Source organism: Candidatus Thiodiazotropha sp. AKIB8 (genome assembly GCF_058244675.1).
The window spans coordinates 96,847-114,239 of record NZ_JBSYOO010000031.1; the positions used below are offsets into that span (position 1 = coordinate 96,847).

Annotated in this window: 16 protein-coding genes; 4 read left to right on the forward strand and 12 right to left on the reverse strand. The window is 48.2% G+C overall.

Annotated elements, in window-relative coordinates; translation table 11 throughout:
* Positions 1-49: 49 nt before the first annotated feature.
* From AC4IFB_RS09305 to AC4IFB_RS09330, 6 genes are read right to left on the reverse strand one after another with little or no spacing between them, the layout of a single operon-like run.
* On the reverse strand, positions 50-1,237 hold the full coding sequence (locus AC4IFB_RS09305; RefSeq protein WP_490776083.1) for a tetratricopeptide repeat protein: 1,188 nt from the start codon (positions 1,235-1,237) through the stop codon (positions 50-52).
* 44 nt (positions 1,238-1,281) lie between these two features.
* On the reverse strand, positions 1,282-1,899 hold the full coding sequence (locus tag AC4IFB_RS09310; protein WP_490776010.1) for an energy transducer TonB: 618 nt from the start codon (positions 1,897-1,899) through the stop codon (positions 1,282-1,284).
* The gene (locus AC4IFB_RS09315) at positions 1,899-2,309 is read right to left on the reverse strand and encodes an ExbD/TolR family protein (protein WP_490776009.1); all 411 of its coding nucleotides are present in this window, start codon (positions 2,307-2,309) and stop codon (positions 1,899-1,901) included. The genes AC4IFB_RS09310 and AC4IFB_RS09315 overlap by 1 nt, the downstream gene beginning before the upstream one ends.
* Complete coding sequence (locus AC4IFB_RS09320; RefSeq protein WP_490776008.1) at positions 2,309-2,725, reverse strand: MotA/TolQ/ExbB proton channel family protein; 417 nt, start codon at positions 2,723-2,725, stop codon at positions 2,309-2,311. Before AC4IFB_RS09320 ends, AC4IFB_RS09315 begins: the two co-directional genes overlap by 1 nt.
* Positions 2,726-2,738: 13 nt before the next feature.
* A complete protein-coding gene (locus AC4IFB_RS09325; RefSeq protein WP_490780011.1) occupies positions 2,739-4,076 on the reverse strand; it encodes a MotA/TolQ/ExbB proton channel family protein in 1,338 nt (445 codons plus the stop codon).
* Complete coding sequence (locus tag AC4IFB_RS09330; protein WP_490776006.1) at positions 4,073-4,846, reverse strand: DUF3450 domain-containing protein; 774 nt, start codon at positions 4,844-4,846, stop codon at positions 4,073-4,075. Before AC4IFB_RS09330 ends, AC4IFB_RS09325 begins: the two co-directional genes overlap by 4 nt.
* Before the next feature lie 468 nt (positions 4,847-5,314).
* Between AC4IFB_RS09330 and AC4IFB_RS09335 the strand changes: the two genes are divergently transcribed.
* Together AC4IFB_RS09335 and glcE are read left to right on the forward strand one after the other, a co-directional pair.
* Positions 5,315-6,775 (forward strand): FAD-linked oxidase C-terminal domain-containing protein, encoded by a 1,461-nt coding sequence (locus AC4IFB_RS09335; protein ID WP_490776005.1) that lies wholly within the window; start codon positions 5,315-5,317, stop codon positions 6,773-6,775.
* On the forward strand, positions 6,775-7,842 hold the full coding sequence (gene glcE, locus AC4IFB_RS09340; RefSeq protein ID WP_490780012.1) for a glycolate oxidase subunit GlcE: 1,068 nt from the start codon (positions 6,775-6,777) through the stop codon (positions 7,840-7,842). The genes AC4IFB_RS09335 and glcE overlap by 1 nt, the downstream gene beginning before the upstream one ends.
* A gap of 59 nt (positions 7,843-7,901) precedes the next feature.
* Here the strand turns inward: glcE and AC4IFB_RS09345 are convergent, their stop codons facing one another.
* On the reverse strand, positions 7,902-8,354 hold the full coding sequence (locus tag AC4IFB_RS09345) for a hypothetical protein (RefSeq protein ID WP_490776003.1): 453 nt from the start codon (positions 8,352-8,354) through the stop codon (positions 7,902-7,904).
* A gap of 370 nt (positions 8,355-8,724) precedes the next feature.
* Here AC4IFB_RS09345 and AC4IFB_RS09350 point away from each other — a divergent pair, with 370 nt between their 5' ends.
* Together AC4IFB_RS09350 and AC4IFB_RS09355 are read left to right on the forward strand one after the other, a co-directional pair.
* Positions 8,725-10,131 (forward strand): dihydrolipoyl dehydrogenase, encoded by a 1,407-nt coding sequence (locus AC4IFB_RS09350; RefSeq protein ID WP_490780013.1) that lies wholly within the window; start codon positions 8,725-8,727, stop codon positions 10,129-10,131.
* A 14-nt stretch (positions 10,132-10,145) separates the two neighbouring features.
* Positions 10,146-10,538, forward strand: a complete 393-nt coding sequence (locus tag AC4IFB_RS09355; RefSeq protein WP_490776001.1) for an OsmC family protein — start codon at positions 10,146-10,148, stop codon at positions 10,536-10,538.
* 353 nt (positions 10,539-10,891) lie between these two features.
* Here the strand turns inward: AC4IFB_RS09355 and cmoB are convergent, their stop codons facing one another.
* From cmoB to AC4IFB_RS09380, 5 genes are read right to left on the reverse strand one after another with little or no spacing between them, the layout of a single operon-like run.
* Positions 10,892-11,875 carry a tRNA 5-methoxyuridine(34)/uridine 5-oxyacetic acid(34) synthase CmoB gene (gene cmoB / locus AC4IFB_RS09360; RefSeq protein ID WP_490780014.1) on the reverse strand — a complete coding sequence of 328 codons (984 nt, stop codon included), beginning with the start codon at positions 11,873-11,875 and terminating at the stop codon, positions 10,892-10,894.
* Entirely contained in the window at positions 11,872-12,597 is a 726-nt protein-coding gene (gene cmoA, locus AC4IFB_RS09365; protein WP_490780015.1) for a carboxy-S-adenosyl-L-methionine synthase CmoA, read from the reverse strand. The genes cmoB and cmoA overlap by 4 nt, the downstream gene beginning before the upstream one ends.
* Positions 12,598-12,606: 9 nt before the next feature.
* Positions 12,607-13,893 (reverse strand): MFS transporter, encoded by a 1,287-nt coding sequence (locus tag AC4IFB_RS09370; RefSeq protein WP_490775999.1) that lies wholly within the window; start codon positions 13,891-13,893, stop codon positions 12,607-12,609.
* Between the two features lie 4 nt (positions 13,894-13,897).
* On the reverse strand, positions 13,898-14,530 hold the full coding sequence (locus AC4IFB_RS09375; RefSeq protein ID WP_490775998.1) for a response regulator transcription factor: 633 nt from the start codon (positions 14,528-14,530) through the stop codon (positions 13,898-13,900).
* 2 nt (positions 14,531-14,532) lie between these two features.
* Positions 14,533-17,091 (reverse strand): PAS domain-containing sensor histidine kinase, encoded by a 2,559-nt coding sequence (locus AC4IFB_RS09380; RefSeq protein ID WP_490780016.1) that lies wholly within the window; start codon positions 17,089-17,091, stop codon positions 14,533-14,535.
* Between the last annotated feature and the right edge of the window lie 302 nt (positions 17,092-17,393).

A 17,393-nucleotide genomic window follows, 5' to 3' on the forward strand; every position in this document is an offset into this window, starting at 1 on the left:
GAAAATAAGGCAAATCACTCAGTCATGTGAGTCATATGCCGTAAAAAAATCAACGAGATTCCAGATAGTCGATCCATCGTTGAGCAAGTTGCTGGGATTTTTCACTCTTAGCCACACTCAAGGCCGACTCAAAAGCCGATCTGGCTGCCTCAGGGCTATCAAGGCGGTAGTGGCTGCTTCCCAGCAATATCCAGTCATCGAAACTTGGCTTGGAAGATAGCTTAATGCCCTGTTCGAGACTGGACCTTGCAGCTTGCCACTGCTCAAGCTCCATCAACAATCGTCCCTTCCTGAGCTGTGGCTTTCCTGACTTATCGATCTCTGTCAATCTTTGAAGCACCTTCAATGCACGCTGCTGATCTCTTGCCAGAAGCCAGGCATCCACCAGTAGATTCAGACTGCTTTTATCCGTTTTGATCTCACCACTCTCAAGTCTGTTCGTCAACAACTCAGCCGCATCCAATGGGCTGTTCAACTGAAGATAGAGCTTGGCCAGACGTATCAAGCCATCTTCATCAACAAGATTCTTCTCTGCCGCCAGGGAAAGAACAGCAACCGCCTTTTGTTCTCGGCCCAGTTGTAGCAGGACATCGGATAATTGCTGCCAATAGAGGGCTTTGCGAGAATACCTTTTCACCATGACTTGCAAAACAGGTACGCTCTGTTTGTACTGTTTTGTTTCAAAATATAGCCCGACCAACATCTGATACCATGACTCACGAGGAGAGTCCGACTGCTTGATGGCAACTTTCAACGGTTTTATCGCCTTACGATAGTGCTTCAATGCATAGTAGAGACTTGCCAACAGAACCCTCGACTCAGGAGATGGTTTTTTGGTCTGTTCAAACCATGCTTGCAGTTGCTTTAGACCCGCTTTATATCGCTCCTCCTGATATAACAGCTGAGCGAGGGTATAGCGTAAATTAAGGGTTACCTGGGATGGCAAAGCGCCTGATTCCACTGCGAACAAAAAATGATCTATTGCCGATTTGTAATCCTTCAGTCCGATACTTAAATAGCCATAGGCCTGCCGAGCCAAAGCTGTCTCATCCGGTTTCTGTTTGACGCGTTCCAGTAGTGCGTCCAATTCGACCTTGGCTTGCTGATACTTCTCATTTCGTATCAGTGCATCAATCATAAACAGGTAGTCGTAGGTATAGCGCTCTGCTCCAGCAGCATCCTTGGGCAGCTCATCAGCGGCGTTCAGAAGAGTGGGCAGAAGCAGTAGACAAAACATGGTCTTCACGAGCCACCCACTGAGATTATATTTTCCTGGATTCATCAATTCAGACGATAGCTAATGGTTTGTGTTGCCGCACGTGAAACCGCTTCACCATCAACCACCTTTGGATGAAACTGCCAACGGCTGATTGCGCGAAGAGCCGACTGTTCAAAGTAACCTGGAGGATCTGATTCGACAACCTCTGCATCACTAACCGATCCATCGGGATTGATGGTGAACCTCAACACCACTTTGCCTTCAATACGTCGCATCAATGCCCGTTGTGGGTATCGAGGGGGAAAGCGCATGCGTGGGACAGGCTCCGCAGCTAAAGTTGTCGGTAACTCAGGTCGTGTACCAATGTAGGGCCCCGAAGCAATACTTAAAGGTATGTTTAAATCGGGGATTTGCCACTGCTCTATATCGGGACGATCAACCGCGATCGGTTTGAGTGGTGTCTCTGGTGTAGCGGGTGGAGGTTCCTGCTTCTCCTCCACAGGTTCAAGCTCATCCTGAGGGGGCGGATCAGGCTGTCGACGCAGGCGAACGAACTCCACTCGCTCCGAGGTGATCGTCTTCTCTACATCAATCGCTTTTTCACGCAGCATCTGATCCAGCAAGAAGAAGAGTGCCAGATTGACTGCCAAAGCGATCACAATTGCAGTAAAAAAACGCATTACTCCTGTTCCATGGATGCCGCGATCGAAACACTCTCTACTCCCGCAAGACGTGATTGATCCAACACCCGGATAACCACACCGGTAGGGGCCTTTCGGTCAGCCATTATAACTACAGCACCCTCCGGGTTTTCAGCATGCAGACGCTCTACATTGGCCCGCACTGCCCGGATATCGACACGACGTTTATCGATCCAGACATCTCCCTCGCCTGTCACACCAATGAGAATCGCTGCCTGCTGTTTTATTGTCGCCGTTGCAGCACTGGGACGATCCACTTCGACGCCGGGCTCTTTGACAAAGGAGGAGGTCACCATAAAAAAGATCAACAGGATAAAAACCATATCGATCAATGGCGTGAGATTGATCGCCAGATCGCCGTTCTCATCATCCACATGCTGATGTCGCATCAGACGCTCCCCTGTGGATGGTGGCTGTAGCTCAGCCTGTGTTGTAGATCGCTTGAGAAGTAGTAGCCAGATAGGGAGGCGACCAAACCGGCCATAGTGGTAATCAATGCTTGTGAAATGCCCCCTGCCATGCCGCGTATATTGCCTGTGCCATGATGCGCTATGACATGAAAAAGCTCGATCATCGCCTCGATGGTTCCAAGCAGGCCAACCATCGGGAGAATCTGCACCAGGGAGATAATGAGTGGCAACCAGGGTAGACAATCATCCTTGACGAGCTTGGAGCCATGCCACCAAAACTGCAGATAGAGATAGACGATCAATGTCCACATAACAAGGGAGAGTAACAAAATCACGATTAAGATCGCCCCGCCCCGCTCGAGTAGACTCAGCGCATCAAGAGGCAGCCGGCTCATCAGCATCTCCATCTCAACTCCCGGAACGGGCCGCAACCAGGGCGGCACTCTGTTGATCCAGTAGACGAATCACCCGATTACTGCGCCCTGCAAGATAGCTATGCAGCAGCACCATGGGTATGGCAACGGCCAAGCCCAGTTCAGTAGTCACCAAAGCTTGTGATATACCACCGGACATCAGTTTGGGATCCCCTGTGCCAAACAGGGTGATGGATTGAAAGGTTTCAATCATACCAGTCACCGTACCAAGGAGACCAAGCAGAGGAGCTACCGCAGCAAATATGGCCAACAGACGTAGCCCCCTTCTAAGGCTTGGAAGTTCCTTGAGAATCGCTTCATCCAAGTATTTTTGAAGGGAATCGGATGAGTTTTGAGACTGCTCCTGATCGATCGTGAGCAAACGTCCAAGGGGGTTGTTATCCATCGGTTCAGCACTATTAAGCTGCTTCTTAACCCTTCGTCCCACAATATAGAGACTGATCAATCGCTCCAGGATAACCAGAGAGCCCAGCAGTCCAAGGAAGAGGATGAAATAGCCGATATAACCACCCTGCTGAATCCGCTCAAGCAGGGTTGGCGAGGCAACCAGCAGTGAGAGGATAGCCCCTCTTGAGGGGTCCACTGCAAGTGTCTGCAAACCACCTCTACTCTGTTCCGCTTGTTTTGCCATCAATTGAAAGCGTGGCGCAGGTTGCCTGCTCAGTTCTACGAAGCGGGCAGTTTCAGGCAGGTACCTCAGATAGCGGCCATTCGAAAGTGCATTAAAGAGACCAATCACAGTTACCTGTTCCTGTTGCTCCTCACCAGAGGTAAGAATCACCGGCAGAGAACTCTGCCAGATAGACCCTGATTGTATGATTCGCTGCATGAAAATCTCCCACAAATCCTGCAAACGATCCAGGGAGGGAAGAGATTGGCTACTGGCGATCTCCTCCAGTATTTCCAAGTCATTCTGATGCTGTGATGAGGTGAGATCATTTCTGAACAGGTTCAGACTCTCTGATGCCACCTGCCTGACAACACCAAATAACTCGCCAAATGTCCCGGCACTCGCTTTATGGGTTTCACGAAGTACCTCCAGATCTGCCTGCTGTTGTTCAAGCTTGGCCTGGAGTTGCTGCTGACGATCAAGCTCCGTCTGGAGCTTCTGTTTGATCGCCTTAAGTTCTGCTGTTCGCTGATCATGCAGTTCAAGAAAGCGTTTTTCCCTCGTCTGATCTCTGAGTTGCTGCTGCTGGCGGGATTGTCGCACCTGATCAAGTAGTGACTGCAACGAGTCATCTGCAGCAAAGAGCGGAGGCAGGACCAGAAGCGCTGCCAGCATGCTGAGAATGGTTATTATGCTCTTCATTGTCCGCCCTCCTCAGGTATCACCAGCGGTAACACCATCAGGTCGGGGGGTAACTGTTTTCTGGCAATACGTATCGCCCGTGTCAATTCTGCCATGTGGCTGGAATCGAGCTTGAGCCAGCTACGCTGTTGATTGTCCCAGACCCCCCCTTGCTTGCCATCCAGGGTCTGGTAAAACAGCGCAACCCGTCCCAAACGCAGAAAATCGACCATTTTCTGATTACCATCCAGCTGATCCAACTGCGCCTGATAAGCCTCAATATTGCGGCCATAGTCAGCCTCGATCTGATAGGCTTCAAGCAACTGCCTATAGCGTTCAGATATCTCACCCGTCCTGTTTTCGTGGGCCTTTTCCAGTGCATCCTGTCTCACTCGCCGCTCTTCGGGCAGAAAGGGGGTATCCCGCTCTATCAACTGTCCTAGTGTTTCCAGCATCTGACTCATCAGGGGATCGATATCGCTACGCATGCGATCGATCTCCTCCAGCTCTTGAGAGATGCGTTCTATCTCCCCGGCCTGCTGCTCCAGCTTGGATTGCAAATCCTTATTGGCCATGGTGGTGCGCTGAAGTTGTTGGCTTAACAGACGATACTCTTCTAGCATCTTGCGAGATTCATCATCCAACTGTTCAACCTTCTTTTGGGAGGACTCAGCCGCCTTTTGGCCGCCGACTTCCAGGTCAATCGCCCGCTCAAGGTTATCTACCGCCAAGCCACTGCCGCAGGCCAAAAGGATTCCCAGAGTAATCGTCAAAATTACAAATAGTTTCATTGCGTTACTATATTCAGCCCCAGCCATCAGCAACCCAGTTGAATGGCTTTAAATTAATTTATCCAGCATCGACTAAAGATTTCAAACCTAGTAGGCCGTGCGGTATTTTCGGTAACCCTCAGCGTCCCGCTACGGGGCCAAGGCAAGGCGCACTTCGCGGGGAATGGTATGCCCTTTTCAAGAAGTGCAACGCAGCATTGTCCCCATAGCGGGGCTCCCTTCGGGCCGAACCACAAGCGCATCATACGAGTCCAATCGGATACACTCAATCCCAACCACTATTTTCAGCTCTCATACAAACCTAAACATACCAAGGTTAACCTTATAGCCGATTTCTGAAAGAATCACATACCTATGGTCAACCATTACCTCATAGTTCCAGTTTCCGGTGGGATAGCTGAAACTAAGCGAGTAGGATCACTTATCTTTAGTGTGAATCTATGATGAAAGAGATTTCAGGATTTTCTGATGGGACATAATCGCCAAAACCTAGCTGCAGTGTTTTTAAAAATGCTGCCTTCAGATTGCGTAGTTTACCGCGAAGAGGAACTCATCCCTTTCGAATGTGATGGATTATCTGCATACCGTAAGGTCCCATTGATTGTGCTCTTACCCACCACTGCTGTGCAGGTGGAGATAATCCTGAAGTACTGTCATCAGCATAAAATAGTGGTGGTGGCTCGTGGCGCCGGAACCGGTCTCTCAGGTGGCGCCCTTCCCCATGAGGAGGGGGTTTTGCTGAGCCTTGCCAGACTCAACCACATTATTGAGATAGACCGCGATAACAGACAGGCCCGTGTAGAACCTGGGGTGAGGAATTTAGCTGTAAGTGAGGCAGCAAAACCCTATGGGTTGTATTATGCACCCGATCCCTCTTCTCAAATCGCCTGCTCCATAGGCGGAAATGTGGCTGAGAATGCCGGCGGTGTGCACTGCCTGAAATATGGCCTGACCCTGCATAACGTATTACAGGTTACCCTGATCACCATTGATGGCGAGCGTTTGACGATTGGCACCACGGGCCTGGACAACCCCGGCCTTGATCTGTTGACGCTGATAACAGGCTCGGAGGGTATGCTGGGGCTGGTTGTGGAGGTTGTTGTCAAATTATTACCAATCCCCGAGCGACAACAGGTTGCTTTGGCCGCATTTGATGATGTGGAAACTGCAGGCCTGGCTGTTGCAGATATCATTGCCAAGGGGATCCTCCCTGCTGGCCTGGAGATGATGGACAATCTGTCGATTCGGGCGGCTGAGGACTTCGTGCACGCTGGCTATCCTACCGATGCTGCTGCCATATTGCTGTGTGAGGTCGATGGTAGTGAAGATGAGGTTTCTGAGGAGATTATGCGGGTACGTCAGATACTGCTTGATTCAGGTGCCCGTGAGGTGCGGACTGCCAAAGATGAAGCAGAGCGTGTGCGATTTTGGGCCGGACGTAAAAATGCCTTTCCCGCAGTGGGTCGTCTTGCCCCTGATTACTATTGTATGGATGGCACTATACCCAGAAATCAACTGGGCAAAGTGTTAAAGATGATTGCTGAGATGTCGGAGAAATATGGCCTGCCATGCGCCAATGTATTTCATGCTGGTGACGGTAATCTGCATCCCCTGATTCTCTATGACGCAAATAACCACGGAGAGCTGGAAAAAGCTGAAGAGTTTGGTGGCGAGATCCTGGAACTCTGTGTTGCGGTTGGTGGCACAATCACAGGTGAACATGGTGTTGGCATGGAAAAGATCAATCAGATGTGCGCCCAATTTCCAGACCCTGAGCTAGAGACTTTTCATGCGGTTAAAGCGGTCTTTGACCCACATGGCCTGCTCAATCCAGGAAAAGCGATTCCAACCCTGGCCCGCTGTGCAGAATTTGGTGCCATGCATGTTCATGCCGGTAAATTACGCTTCCCGGATCTGGAGCGATTCTGATGACTGCTGATCAAGATCAATCCCTGCCCCTGCAACAGGCTGTTCTGGATGCCCATGCTGAAACTAAGCCGCTGCGCCTTGTTGGCAGTGACAGCAAAGCCTTCTACGGCAGAGCGCCAGGTGATGAGTTGTTCCTGTCACTTAGTGGAAACCGGGGGATTGTCAGTTACGAACCAACCGAACTGGTGATTACAGCTCGAGGGGGAACACCCTTAATCGAAATCGAAGAGGCACTCAATGAAAAGGGTCAAATGCTCCCTTTTGAACCCCCACATTTCGGTGATAGCGGCACCATCGGCGGTGCTATCGCTGCCGGTCTGAGTGGGCCTCGCCGACCATGGGGAGGCGCGCCAAGAGACCTGCTCCTGGGTATCAAGCTGCTGGATGGTCAAGGCAGGATTTTAGAGTTTGGTGGCCAGGTCATGAAGAATGTTGCTGGATATGACATTTCAAGACTCATGGCCGGCGCAATGGGTACCCTGGGCATCCTGTTGGAAGTCTCTGTAAAGGTTCTGCCCAAACCCTCTGAAGAGCACACTCTGATTTTTCAGCGGGAAGCAGACGGGGCTCGTAATCTGTTTATCGAAATGGTTGGCCATTCACTGCCCATATCTGCAACTTTCAGTCAGGGTAACCAGCATGGTCTGCGACTCTCATGTAACAGACAGCGTTTAACTAGAATCCAGGAGAAATATGGGCTTATGGATGCCACTGACTCCCATGGTTTCTGGGAAGAGCTGAGAGACCAGAAACTGGACTTCTTTGATCAACAAAAACCACTCTGGCGACTCTCTATGCAGCCCACGGCACAGCTTAAACTGAGTGAGCCAACACTGTACGAATGGTCAGGTGCCCAGCGTTGGGTCTTCACCGAGCAACCACCGGAAGAGATACGCGCCCAGATTGAAAGCCTTGGCGGGCATGCAGTGCTGTTTCGCAATGGGGATCGAAGCGGTGATGTATTTCATCCGCTTCACCCGCGTATCACAGAGATACAAAAAAGCTTAAAAGCTGTATTCGATCCTAAAGGTCTGTTTAATCCCGGCAGACACCATCCAGATTATTAGTGTGGTGCGTCATACTAGTGTGGTGTCTCTGAGGGTTAGCGAACTTACCGCACGCCCCACTAGCCTTTAGGTTTTGCAGCAGTCATGCAGTTTTGCATCTGCTCAGCTGATTCGCTCGATGAGAAGCACTTTTTCATAGCATTCCCCATCAGAATGGATTGATCCAGGTATTTGAGCATGTTGCTCTTGTTTTTCTCATTAAACTCGACTTTTTTGGATGCCTGGGATTGAGGTTTTGTCGGCATCCCAACTGAACGCCCCATCTTAGCCTGCATCTCTTTTTCCAGTGCCACCATGATCTCGACACATTTTGTAAAAGCTGCCTGATCCCCAGCCTTACCCAAGCAGGCCTTAGTCTCCTCCATGGCTGGCAGACTCTCATCGATCATAGGCAGCATGGTCTGTTTGGACTGTTCAAAAAATTGTTGCGGATCCACCTGCCCTGCCGCAGGCCCTGGGGGCTGAGCAAAGGCAAGACCAGGGATCAACAGGATTGTTATCAGCCATTTCATCAATATTCTCCTCACACTGTTTTTTTATTTTGTTAATGATCTTCATCTGCATTGCAGTTGAGCAGGTAAAGTAATCGACCCTATAATCTTAAGCAATAGGCCAAGTAATTTCCTGCCAGCAATATTTCAGCAAAACAGCTTTTTTAGCCTGGAAACCGCAATTGAACGGGGGTTTGTGGAAAATCTCAGCGTCCAACTGAGTTAAAACGGGGTTAAGCCTCGATTGTTGGGTCATGGCCTAGCCAATAAATCTCAGTACCTTTCGATTAGTTTTAACAGGCCCTAATAACCCAAATTGATATAAGCTGAAATTTCGCTGCCAAGCCGTTAGAATTCCGCACCATATCAATAATTCCCCTGGAGATTTTCTGTGGCAGAAAAAAGAGTCGACGTCGCTATTCTCGGTTCCGGCACCGCTGGATTGAATGCAACTGGCCAGGTTGGGCCGAGTGGCAAGAGTTTCCTTCTGATCAACGGTGGAGAGCCAGGTACAACTTGTGCCCGGGTTGGCTGCATGCCATCAAAAGCCCTGATCCAGGTTGCTGAGGATTACCATCGCCGTACCCATCTTCAGCGATATGGTGTTGATGGCCATGCCGAACTGACCATCGATATTCCTGAGGCGATGGAGCATGTTCAGGATCTTCGAGACAATTTTGTCGATCGTGTACTCTCCAACAGCACCGATAACATGGGTGAAAAATTTGTAGAAGCTTATGCAGAATTTATCGATCCTCATACCTTACAGCTCGATAATGGCGATCGAGTCATCGCCGACAAAATAGTTATCGCAACAGGCTCAAGACCGATGATACCCCCAGCCTGGGAAGTTTTCGGAAGTAATATTCTTACCACAGATACCTTTTTTGAATTAGAAGACCTGCCTGAATCTGTAGCGGTTATCGGTCTGGGAGTGATTGGTCTTGAGTTAGGCCAATCTCTCAACAGACTGGGTATTAAAGTTACCGGTTTCGATATGGCTCAAACCATAGGCGGCACCAGTGACCCGGAAGTATCCAAGTCTGCTCTTGAGATCATGCAAAAAGAGTTCCCAATCCACCTGGGCCATGCCGTAGAAATATCTGAAGAAGGTAAGCAATTGAGGGTCACTGCCGGAGAGCAGTCAGTGGTTGTCGACAAAGTACTCGCCAGCCTGGGACGTACGCCGAATATTGAAGGTCTGGCACTGAAAAACGCAGGAATTGAGCTTGACGCCAAGGGCATCCCGCTCTACAACCAAAACACCATGCAGTGTGGTGATTCACACATCTTCATTGCCGGGGATTTAAACGGTGAACGTCCAATCCTTCACGAAGCGGGAGATGAAGGAAAAATTGCAGGTTATAACGCTGCCCACGCCGAAGTTCAGGGATTCAAAAGAAAGGTGCCCTTGGCAATCAACTTCTGTGACCCCAATATATGCTTGATTGGTAAACGTTATGAGGAGTTGGACCTGGAAAAAACAGCCATTGGTGAGGTTAAGCTGGCCCCCGTCGGCCGCGCCCAGATCATGGGACAGAACCGGGGTATCATTCGTGTCTATGCAGATAAAGCGAGCGGACTTATGCTGGGTGCGGAAATGATTACAACACGCGGGGAAAACCTTGCTCATCTGTTGAACTGGGCAGTTTCGCAACAACTCAGCGTAGGTGACCTGATCCGCATGCCCTTCTACCACCCGGTTATCGAGGAGGCACTACAGGCGGCACTCAACAATCTCTATGCGCAGGTTGAATCTAAAAATCCTGGGCCAATCAAAGAGCTTTATCCTCTATAACCTGGAGTAACCGTATGGATTCAATAGAGGTCAGTTTTACTGGCGGAAAACGTATTCAAGCCCAAGTCGGTGATTTTACCATTGAGACGGACCAACCCGCCAAATATGGTGGGGAGGCGAGTGCACCCGCTCCTTTTGATCTGTTTCTGGGATCTCTTGCAACCTGTGCTGGAATTTTCGCTTGGAACTTCTGTGAGTCCCGTCAGCTTTCCACAGAGGGGCTAGGGTTAAAAATGGAGTGTCTCGAAGATGAAAAGAAGAAGATGATTGGAAGCATCATATTTCATCTGACACTCCCCGATAGTTTTCCTGAACGATATCGCAGTGGCATTATCAGGGCGATGGAGCTTTGTGCTGTGAAAAGGCATATGCATACTGCACCAGAATTCACCATAACCATTGATTAGATCCTGTCAGGATCCATTCGCTAAACATCAAAGCCCTGCTACTGAGCCAATTCTGTGTTGTAACTCTTGGTTCATTGTAGTGCTGATCAATTTTTTAATAGCCCATTTACCTGGCTAGGGAAAACCCTAGCTGGGGTAATTCCTATCTACTATTTTTATAAAACCCCTTACATACTAAGCGACATGAAACAGCTTGCATTCAGATAGAAGGCTTATCCACGAAGCAAACCAGTTTCATGTTCTCTTGTGTTTAGAACTTCGTTTAAGGGGTGATTGGTAGGTCTGTCCAGGTTATTTCCATCCTACTCTGGGTTATATTTTTTAATAGGAACAGTGTCAGGATCAGGCCTGCTTTAGCCCCTATTTTTTTTAGCAACCAATATCCCACGGCGCGGTGCAGGATATCCTTCAATAGTATAGTCAGGGTCAGCAGGATCCAGATAGTCCTTAAGGGACTCGAATTGCATCCACTCCGTCGATCTCTGTTCCTGCATCGTGGTTTTCGACACATCTACCAAATTAATATCACTAAATCCCGCTCGTTTTAACCAGGTCATGAGAGTTTCGACTGTGGGTATGAACCAGACATTCCGCATCTTCGCATAGCGCCCTTCCGGAACCAGAACCTCTCCCCTACCCCCCTCTATTACCAGTGTCTCGAGTACCAATTCACCACCTTGACGTAGTGCACCTTTGAGTTCATTTAAATGAGCGAAAGGTGATTGACGATGATAAAAGACACCCATTGAGAAAACCGTGTCAAATGCCTTTAAATCTGCAGGTAGTTGTTCTATACCCAAAGGGAAGAGATGAACAGGAAATTGCTCGCCAAGAAAATGTTTCAATAGTTCAAACTGCATATTGAACAGCTGAGTGGGGTCTATGCCGACAATCCGTTCGGCACCCTCACCGAAGATACGCCAAAGGTGGTAACCGTTGCCACACCCCACATCCAGAACAATGCGGTTTTTCAGAGGCGAGATATGGTCTTTCAAACGATTCCACTTTAAGTCTGAACGCCATTCTGTATCGAGATCGATCCCACATATCCTATATGGGCCTTTACGCCAGGGATGCAGCATATGCAGTGCAGATAGCAGTTGAGCCCGTTGCTCATCAGTGCAATCCCAACCCTCACCTGCAATAACATGGCCTGACTTAAAATCTATTCTGGAAACTGGCACCTTGGGTAACGACTGCAATGCCTCAAGCCACTTTGCCATATCACCGTGAGGTTGTTCGCTCCAAATTGAGGCGACTTGTTGGGGAAGATTAGTTAACCAGGCCCCTAAAGGGTGATCCCTATAGGATTCACACCAATCCCAATCGTACTTCATTTAATTGCCAATAATGATATAAAATTAAAACACTGAAACCAGACTTCCACTGTTGTAAAACCAACTTTCTCAAGCCGGACTTTATGGCTCTCAAGAGTTTCAGGAATCAATACATTTTCCAGAGCAGTACGCTTCTGACTGATCTCCAGATCGGTGTAGCCTTGTGCTTTCTTAAAACTGTGATGCATCTTTGTAAACAGATCCTGAGAGACTGCTGCAGGTAAAGCAATCTTTTCTGATAGAACCAATAGACCATTCTCCAGCATGCCGTTATAGATCTGTTCTACAAACCACTCCCGGTCTCTGGCGGGAATAAATTGCAGTGTAAAATTGAGGATGACCATCGATGCATTTTGAATGACAACATCCCGCACATCAGAACATACTAATTGGATGGGATCATCATCTACATCGGTGGATAGTCGCTTGGCTGCTTGTTCCAACATCGCAATGGAGTTATCCACCGCAATCAATTGATAGTCCTGATGGGGCGTCGAGTAGCGGACAGCCATGCTGGCTGCGCCCAAGGAACAGCCGAGGTCATAACAGTTTGATCCTCGGCTCACCCATTGGCTTGCCAGAGTACCGATCATATTAATGATCGTCCCGTAACCAGGTACCGAGCGGTTGATCATGTCAGGAAAGACTTGCGCTACCCGCTCGTCAAATACGAAATCGGGAACGACCTGCTGCACATCGGCATAAATATCGTCTTTTTTCATCTCCGGGATCTATTCCAGTTCCTGTGCTGCTTGTGCACCAGCTTTTACATCCACCATGCTCAACAGGATTCCGCCAATAATAAACAGGATGCCGACAGATAGGATTGAGATCCGCGTACTACCAGTCAATACTCCAACCCATCCCATCATCATTGGACCCAGTACCGCTGCGAATTTTCCGAGCATGTTATAGAAACCAAAGAACTCTGCTGATTGATTATGGGGTATCAGACAGGCATAGAGTGAGCGGGACAAGGCCTGTATACCGCCCTGCACCAGACCGATGGCAATTGCCAGCATGTAGAATTCCCATACCGATTCCATCCGATAAGCCCAGACAAGAATTAAAAGATAGACAAAGATAGCTATCATTATTCCCTGTTTTGCCCCACGCTTTGCAGCAATAGAAGCAAAAACCAGTGCAGCTGGAAAGCCTACAAATTGCGTTATCAACAGAGCGACCATTAGGTTGTTGGCATCAAAACCGATAGAAAGCCCAAAATCCACTGCCATTCTGACGATCGTATCCACGCCATCGATGTAACACCAATAAGCCAGTAAAAATAGAAAAGTCATACGTAGATTTTTTATGCGAGCGAATGTTTCAATCAATTGACGCACACTGGCAGAAACCCAACCTTTCTTCGGTGCGGGGCCAGGAGGCTCATCGACAAATAGAAACAGAGGCAAGGAGAACAGCCCCCACCAGAGTGCCACACTGATGAATGATAATTTTACTGCCTGAGCAGCATCGGCCAAGCCGAAATAACCAGGATAGAGGGTCATCAGCACGTTCAAGGTAAACAGTAGACCTCCCCCCAGATAACCAAAGGCGTATCCATATGCAGATACCCGGTCATAGTGCTTTTTTTCTGTTACCGAGACCAGTAGCGCATCATAGAAGATATTCCCCCCCATAAAGCCAAGCAAGCCCAGTCCATAGAGTATCAGTGCCATTACCCAGTTGCCTGAAGCAACCAGATAGAGGGCACCGGTCATGACAATGCCCATCGCTGCAAAAAAGAGTAAAAATCGCTTCTTTGCACCAGCCTGATCTGCTAATGCCCCTAAAAATGGGGCCATACAAACAATTAAAATGCTAGCCATTGAATTGGCCATGCCAAGCCTGAATGTCGATTCAGTGGCAGCTACACCAACACTCCAATATTGTTTGAAAAACACCGGAAAGAAACCTGCCATCACTGTCGTGGCAAAGGCTGAATTAGCCCAGTCATAGAGAGTCCAGGAGAGCGTGGGCGGATTCTTCAGAAGCGCCCTGCTTGGATCATTCTGCACCAAATTACTCTTCAGTAGGTTCAGTCAATGTCAAATTGGCATTGATTGCCATTCTTACCAACTCAGCCAAGGACTCAGCCTCCATTTTCTCCATCACTCTCGCCCGGTGCGCTTCAACCGTCTTTGAGCTGACGCCGAGACTGGTAGCGATCTCCTTGTTCGCTTTGCCATTGGTGACCATAACCATCACCTCATGCTCCCGAGGGGTCAATCTCGCTAATCTGGTAGCAATTTCAGCCCTTTGTGACTGCATATCACGCTGTTTTGCATCCACTGTCATGGCGTGGCGAATACTTTCAAGTAACAACTCATCATTGAATGGCTTTTCGATAAAATCCACTGCACCGGCCTTCATCGCTCTAACTGCCATTGGCACATCGCCATGTCCGGTAATAATGATCACCGGTATGGCAATCTGATTGACTCTCAGATACTCCTGCAACTCCAAACCACTCATACCGGGCATACGCACATCCAGCAGCAGGCATCCAGATCGCCCGGGATAATAGGATTGAATAAAGGCGTTGGCCGATTCAAAGGTTTCCACCTGCATGGAGACCGATTCAATCAACCATTTCAGGGAATTCCTCATTGCCTGATCATCATCAACTACAAATACTGTCGATCTATTACTCATGACTAAAAACCTGGTAGTTCAAGTGCAGGATCAGAAGGAAGGATCAACCGAAAAGTTGCACCTTTTCCAGATTCTGACTCCACTTCAATCAATCCCTTGTGATCCTGCATAATTTTCTGACTGATTGGTAAACCCATACCCATTCCACTCTTTTTAGTAGAAAAGAAGGCATCGAACAGGTATTTCTGCGTTTTGGCAGGTATTCCCGCCCCACTATCCTGAACAATGACTTGTGCATCCCTACTACCTATTCTACCGGTTTTCAATATCAGTCGCCGTTGATTCCGATCAACTTGTTTCATGGCATCGATGGCGTTGCGTACTAAATTCAACATAACCTGCTCTATCTGCACCAAATCGACTTTAACCGGCAGAGCCCCCTCAGAGAGTTGAAGTGAGACCTCTACATTTTGCCTGTTTGCTTCAAATTCGATAAATGATGCCACCTCCAATACCAAATGATTTAGATTGACCAACTCATGCTCCTGCGGTCTCTTACCCACTAAGGTTCTTAATCTTTTGATAATCTCTCCAGCACGCTCTGCCTGTGCGGTTATCTGAGCTATCGCATCAATTATCTCAGGTTCACCACCTTTTCCAGACTGTAAACGGCGAACACAACCACTGGCAAAATTTATAATTGCAGAGAGGGGTTGATTGAGCTCATGAGCCAGTCCGGTTGACATCTCACCCATAGTACTGAGACGACAAACATGGACCAATTCAGATTGATGTTGTCGGCTCTGCATCTCAGCCAAGCGCATTCTTGTGAAGTCCCGACCATAGATATTGACATATTCAAGCTCAAGAATTGGCGCCAGCTGTAGAGAGAATATCTGAGTCTCAAGATTGACTTCATACTCTTTGGTCACCCCTTCCTTGAAGGAACTGGCGACAAGGTTTTTCCAATAAAGGGGTAGAGTCTGGCCCCGCTCACAATCCCAATACTGCAGTAGCGGCTCACTGGCAGCATTAGCATAGAGGATGACGCCACGCATATTGATTCGTAGCACAGGACTTGGGTTTTCACTCGCCAGTTTTGCCAGACTGGTAATTTCACGTTGCGCCTGTTTTCTTCCAGAAATATCACGTAAATAGACATTGAATACTGTTTGCTCTTGCAGATGAATCGATATGACAGAACATTCAACTGACTTTTCTTCTCCATTCGCGGTCGATGCCTGCATAGGTTGTCCTCTGCATGAGCTGTTTGGTGCGCTCATACTGATGCAACCACTGAGCATGGTACGAAAACGTGCTCGGTCACTGGGCTGAATCACCATCTCTTCAAGATGACGACCGATCAACTGATTCCTGTTGTAGCCGAATGTTTTGATAGCCGTGCCATTGACTTCAACGATAATCCCTTCTTGATTCAGAGTAATGATAGAGACCATGGAGTTGTCAAATAGGGCACTCTTTAACACCTCCGTCTCCCGCAAACGCTCTTCCTGCTTACTGCGAAGTGCATCGCGGGCTCTGATCAATTGACGAAAGAACGCTTTTACCCAATCTTCCAAAAGCAGTAGTTGATTTCCCTTCTTATATACCGGTTGCTCAATACCCAATGCCTGCTGACCGAAGCGGGAAATACGCATTAATACATGACTGATTTTTGCAGAGATCAAATAGAAGATTACTGAAAATACAGCAATATAGACCAGCGCGGCCAAAAACCTATCTTGTTGCGCTAGCTCGGTAATATTATGAATAGTCTTTTCCACAGCATCTCGAGAGACCATAGTGGTAAATAAAAGACTCTGCTCCATAGACTGAAAGCGGGTTATGGCCTGAGAGGTAAGAAGATAGTTTTCACGCCAGTCATTTAACACAGAGTCCATTGGAATCAACTTGGTATTACTATTTGCCAACAGCTTCATTGAATTAGCGTCAATTAAGGCAATTAATGTATCTGTGTCGTGAGACATGCTTTGTGATTCTATTAGAAAGCGCTCATCCACGGGCACGATCAACAGCAGTACGGCTGCCAGATCTTCCTTTTTATAGGAGACATTTGACCAGACAAGTAAGAACGGCTGCTGATCAATCAGTGTAATCAGCGTCTCATTTCGTCCTGAGTAGAACTCGAACAGCTGATCAAGATCGAAAGTGAGAGGATTTTTCAGATAAACTTCTCTTGGAGTAGCTCGATTGTTGAATAGCACCACCTGATTGGGTTCTAAGAATCTGAGTTTAGGACTACCAGGATCAAGCCATTCAGGCACCTGATTGTGTCGAATTATCTCTGTATTTTCAGATTCAGTATCAATCCATGAGTGCGAACTGAGATAATTTTTTATCCGCCAGTGGTTGGACAAGCCGTTTCCAATATATTGCCACTCTTGCAAAAACTGCTCGAAACGGTAGCGAGTCTCAACCGCCCGAACATCCAGCCTTCTGACCAGCTCTTCATGAAAAACTTTCGCCAGGCGCTTATCCTGAATGGGCTCCAGCACCAACCACATCAACAGTCCGCATAATATGCCTACAAATAGAGAGAGTGCCGGCAAAGGAACAGCGGCTAACCTCGCTTGCCACTTAACACCTCTTAAACCACTCATATCAGGCACATCCAGTGCAGGGATCGCAGACTACCTGGTCTACAACTGCATTCAGAAAATCCCGGTGTGCCCGGCAAGGCTCTGTGTCACTACCGGCTATTCCTTTAACAAGATCGACAATGCAGCATGGTGCGCTGAGATTTTTCATAAATTCATGTAGCGTAAGTGAGTTCACCCATTCGGTGAGCATAAATACCATTATTTGAAGTGGGATATCATTACCTGATGCAAGATTTCAGCGGTCAGCTGCAGAATCCAGGTTTTATACTATTGAAAATCAAAGGCTTATTTTTGCTCTTTTC

Coding starts and splice junctions, on each gene's coding strand:
- AC4IFB_RS09330 (WP_490776006.1), bottom strand. CDS start 4,846: ATGAAACTATTTGTAATTTTGACGATTACTCTGGGAATCCTTTTGGCC.
- AC4IFB_RS09310 (WP_490776010.1), bottom strand. CDS start 1,899: ATGCGTTTTTTTACTGCAATTGTGATCGCTTTGGCAGTCAATCTGGCA.
- cmoB (WP_490780014.1), bottom strand. CDS start 11,875: ATGAAGTACGATTGGGATTGGTGTGAATCCTATAGGGATCACCCTTTA.
- AC4IFB_RS09380 (WP_490780016.1), bottom strand. CDS start 17,091: ATGAGTGGTTTAAGAGGTGTTAAGTGGCAAGCGAGGTTAGCCGCTGTT.
- AC4IFB_RS09355 (WP_490776001.1), top strand. CDS start 10,146: ATGGATTCAATAGAGGTCAGTTTTACTGGCGGAAAACGTATTCAAGCC.
- glcE (WP_490780012.1), top strand. CDS start 6,775: ATGACTGCTGATCAAGATCAATCCCTGCCCCTGCAACAGGCTGTTCTG.
- AC4IFB_RS09305 (WP_490776083.1), bottom strand. CDS start 1,237: ATGTTTTGTCTACTGCTTCTGCCCACTCTTCTGAACGCCGCTGATGAG.
- AC4IFB_RS09320 (WP_490776008.1), bottom strand. CDS start 2,725: ATGAGCCGGCTGCCTCTTGATGCGCTGAGTCTACTCGAGCGGGGCGGG.
- AC4IFB_RS09325 (WP_490780011.1), bottom strand. CDS start 4,076: ATGAAGAGCATAATAACCATTCTCAGCATGCTGGCAGCGCTTCTGGTC.
- AC4IFB_RS09335 (WP_490776005.1), top strand. CDS start 5,315: ATGGGACATAATCGCCAAAACCTAGCTGCAGTGTTTTTAAAAATGCTG.
- AC4IFB_RS09315 (WP_490776009.1), bottom strand. CDS start 2,309: ATGCGACATCAGCATGTGGATGATGAGAACGGCGATCTGGCGATCAAT.
- AC4IFB_RS09345 (WP_490776003.1), bottom strand. CDS start 8,354: ATGAAATGGCTGATAACAATCCTGTTGATCCCTGGTCTTGCCTTTGCT.
- AC4IFB_RS09375 (WP_490775998.1), bottom strand. CDS start 14,530: ATGAGTAATAGATCGACAGTATTTGTAGTTGATGATGATCAGGCAATG.
- cmoA (WP_490780015.1), bottom strand. CDS start 12,597: ATGAAAAAAGACGATATTTATGCCGATGTGCAGCAGGTCGTTCCCGAT.